The organism is Streptomyces sp. UNOC14_S4 (assembly GCF_020740835.1).
Lineage (GTDB): Bacteria > Actinomycetota > Actinomycetes > Streptomycetales > Streptomycetaceae > Streptomyces.
Map to the genome: position 1 here is coordinate 1 of NZ_JAINFC010000659.1, position 3,496 is coordinate 3,496.

General features: G+C 70.5%; 6 protein-coding genes and 1 pseudogene. All 7 read left to right on the plus strand.

Annotated elements, in window-relative coordinates:
- Window positions 1-221 (plus strand): hypothetical protein (locus K6I34_RS33825; protein WP_229331867.1); only part of this gene is annotated, 221 nt, incomplete at its 5' end.
- A 38-nt stretch (window positions 222-259) separates the two neighbouring features.
- A complete protein-coding gene (locus K6I34_RS33830) occupies window positions 260-493 on the plus strand; it encodes a hypothetical protein (RefSeq protein ID WP_229331868.1) in 234 nt (77 codons plus the stop codon).
- A gap of 41 nt (window positions 494-534) precedes the next feature.
- The gene (locus K6I34_RS33835) at window positions 535-840 is read left to right on the plus strand and encodes a DUF6247 family protein (protein WP_229331869.1); all 306 of its coding nucleotides are present in this window, start codon (window positions 535-537) and stop codon (window positions 838-840) included.
- Entirely contained in the window at window positions 837-1,136 is a 300-nt protein-coding gene (locus K6I34_RS33840) for a hypothetical protein (RefSeq protein ID WP_229331870.1), read from the plus strand. The genes K6I34_RS33835 and K6I34_RS33840 overlap by 4 nt, the downstream gene beginning before the upstream one ends.
- Window positions 1,133-1,387 carry a hypothetical protein gene (locus tag K6I34_RS33845; RefSeq protein ID WP_308294096.1) on the plus strand — a complete coding sequence of 85 codons (255 nt, stop codon included), beginning with the start codon at window positions 1,133-1,135 and terminating at the stop codon, window positions 1,385-1,387. Before K6I34_RS33840 ends, K6I34_RS33845 begins: the two co-directional genes overlap by 4 nt.
- Before the next feature lie 225 nt (window positions 1,388-1,612).
- Window positions 1,613-2,413 carry a phosphotransferase gene (locus K6I34_RS33850; protein ID WP_229331871.1) on the plus strand — a complete coding sequence of 267 codons (801 nt, stop codon included), beginning with the start codon at window positions 1,613-1,615 and terminating at the stop codon, window positions 2,411-2,413.
- Between the two features lie 398 nt (window positions 2,414-2,811).
- Window positions 2,812-3,496, plus strand: a pseudogene (locus K6I34_RS33855) (helix-turn-helix domain-containing protein); the annotation flags it as partial.

Here is a 3,496-nt window from a genome sequence, read left to right on the forward strand (position 1 = left end):
CCCCTCCGCCGTCCTCCATCCTCCGGCCGCGCCGCGGCACCACCAGGCCGCAGGTCGACCTGACCAAGCGCCGCCGCACCCTCGACGTGCCGCTGCCGCCCGTCGACGAGCCCGCCGCCGAGCTGCTGGCCGGACTGCGCTGCCGTGACTGCCGGACAACTGGCGCAACAAGCCCGGTGGGCGGAGGTGCTGGGGCGACTGATGGTGAATCCGAAGAATAAAGCGAAATGGAGTGCGGAATCTGGTACGGTCCGGTGCCATGCTCAAGAAGAAGGGCGAGGATCTCACCCTCGATGCCGTGGTCTCCGCGCGTCGTGCGTGGAAGAAGGCCGAGGCCGATTTCCATGCCGCCGTCCTCCGGGCGTTCGAGGCCAAGCCCGTCCATGGCCGCAAGGCTCAGATCGCGGGCGCGGCCGGCTTCTCCGACTCCCGCATCCGCCAGATCCTCAACGAGGCCACCAAGGCCGAACGGGACGAGGGAAGGGCCGCGTGAGCTCCCGCCACGCGACGCCACGTCCCGCCGGTGTCCCGCCCATGCCTGAGCGCAACCCCAAGGCGTTGCGAGAGGCGATCGCCGCCCATGCCCCGCGTCTTCTCGCGGACTTCGACCGGCACTGGAAGCGCGATATCGCCGACACTTACGACCTCACTCCGGTCCCTGCCTTCATGGCCCGTTGGTGGGCCGAGTACGCCCTTGCCCGCGACCCTCGACTGGACGCGCGGGTGTCCGACCTGGAGGACCGCGCGGCTGAAGCGGACGATGTCGCTGAGGCCAGAGCGCTCCTTGAGCAGGCCGCACACCTGAGGCGGGAAGCCGGACAAACGGAGCCCGGCCAGTGACCGACGGCTTCATGGGCCCGCCCTGGCAGATCGACTATGTCGAAGCGGCCCGTGCCTACCGCGACTCGCTGCCCGAGGGCGTGAGGGACACCTTCCGGGATGCCCTCGTCGATCTCCTCACCGCCAAGGACCCCTACCGGCCCGGCGAGCACGTCCCGGTCGAGCCCGCCAGGTCCACGCGTTTCCGTGGCCCGCACATTCTCACCTTCGACGGTGGCCGCGGATGGGCCCGTTTCGTGTTCGTCCGCCGCGTCGCGGACCCGCAGATCGTGATCGAGGAACTCTTCTGGCAATGACGCGTGAAGTCCGGTCCCTGTCCGCTGTCGCGATCGGTATCGGGGTGTGCGTCCAGTCGCTGCCCGATGGTGCGTTGGTCGGTATCGAGGGCCTCACGCGTCGCTTCCGTGAGGGTGAGATCGTGATTGCCCGTGCGCTGAAGGAGCTGGAGGAGGCGGGGTATCTGGAGCGGCGGCGTGTGCGGTGCCGCCTGTCGACGAGCCCGCCGCCGAGCTGCTGGCCGGGCTGCGCCGCCGTGACCCGCGGCTGATCCTCTCCGAGCGTGACGTCCGCCTCCTCGCCCCGGACGTACGGGCCTGGCTCGACCGTGGCGTGGGCCCCGTCCAGCTCGCGCGCACGCTCGGTGGCGAACTCCCCGTGGGCGTCGTCGACAGCGTGCGGAGGGAGCGGGTGGTGAACCACCGAACGCGGTGCGTTCACCGTGATCCGTGTTGGTTGCCGCGGCAGGGGTCGAGCCGGCGATAGCGTGATCTTCATGACGGCTGAAGACGAGGCGCTGGTCGGCGGGATGGTGAACGTGGGGGCGGTCTTCCGCCGGGGGGAGTTGGTGGAGCGCCCGGCTCCGCGCAACGCGCGCGCCCTGCATGCCCATCTCCTCGCGCTGAAGGAGCACGGCTTCGACGCGGCGCCGACCCCTGTCGGTCTCACTGCGGATGGCCGCGAGCAACTGACCTTCATTCCAGGCGATGTGGCTCTGCCCCCGTTCCCGGGCTGGGCCATGACGAAGACCGCCCTCGAATCGGTGGGGAGCCTGCTGCGGCGCCTGCACGGGACCAGCGCGGCCGTCGCGGTCGACACCCATGCCGAGTGGCCCCGGGACCTGGCCGACCCGGAGGGGGGAACGATGCTGTGCCACAACGACGTGTGCCCGGAGAACGTCGTCTTCCGCGGCGGCCGCGCCGTTGCCTTGATCGATTTCGACCGTGCGGCCCCGGGCCGTCCCCTGTGGGACGTCGCCATGACCGCCCGCTATTGGATGCCCGTGCTGGATCCCGAATCCGTGGCCGCTCTCTACCCCTCCAGGCTGGACGCGCCCGCACGTCTGCGGATCCTTGCCGACAGCTATGGCCTCTCGCCGCGGGACCGCGCCGACCTGCCCGGCGTCATCGAGCAGGCCACGGAGGTCTGCCGGGCCTTCGTCGCCCGCCGCGTGGCCGACGGTGACCCCGTCTATCTCCAGGCGCTGGCCGAGCATGGCGGATGGGAACGCTGGGACCGTATGCAGACCTGGCTGGCGGACCACCGCAAGACGTTCGCGGCCGCCCTGCTGAACTGACCGGACCGGACGCCGTCACCTTGCGTTCCGGTGCGTTCGGAGCCGGTGGTTCAGCCCGCCGTGACGGTGGTGACGAAGGACGACCAGGCGGCCCCGCGGTCCTCGTGGCTGTAGCTGCTCTTGGTCCAGTGGTTGCTCATCGCGCTGAACTGCCCGGGATCGGGGTTTCCGAGACCCGGTCAACCGCGAACTGGCCGCCCCCGACGTCCCGTTAAAGGATTGGGGGAATTACCGAACCTTCCCAAACCGGAAGTCGTCACCCTATCGGGTGACAAGGTGGCAGGCGCGGTCACCGGCGCGGTACGTTCGCGCCACAAGCCCCAGACAAGACGACGGCCCCCGCCGGGACGGCAATCCCGGACGAGGGCCTGATCATCAAGGAAGCAGAGCCCTTCCTCATGACTGACGCGCAGTCTAGCGCGCACGGGTTCGCGTGCGCCGAGTCGCCGAAGGCCGGAGTGACCCACATCCGGCACCGCCACGACACCCACTTCACCGTCGTCGGCAATCACCTCGCCCAGCACCCTCGCCTGTCCGCTGTCGCGATCGGCATCGGGGTGTACATCCAGTCCCTCCCCGACGGCGCGTTAGTCGGCATCAAAGACCTCACGCGTCGCTTCCGTGAGGGCGAGATCGTGATCGCCCGCGCGCTGAAGGAGCTGGAGGAGGCCGGGTATCTGGAGCGGAAGCGTGAACGGTGCGCGGGAGGGCGCATGGTGACCCGTACGAGCTGGTACGAACACCCCGACCACCGCACGGCGAGCGCACCGCGCCCCCGCCCCCGGCCGCAGGCCGACCTGACCAAACGCCGCCGCACCCCCGACGTGCCGCTGCCACCCGTCGACGAGCCCGCCGCCGAACTGCTGGCAGGGCTGCGCCGCCGAGATCCGCGGCTGGTCCTCTCCGAGCGTGACGTCCGCCTCCTGGCCCCGGATGTCCGGGCCTGGCTCGACCGTGGCGTGGGCCCCGTCCAGCTCGCGCGCACGCTCGGCGGCGAGCTCCCTGTGGGCGTCATCGCCCGCCCGGCCCGCCTCCTCGCCTACCGCCTCAAGTCCTGGCTGCCACCCGCACTCCCCGTACAGC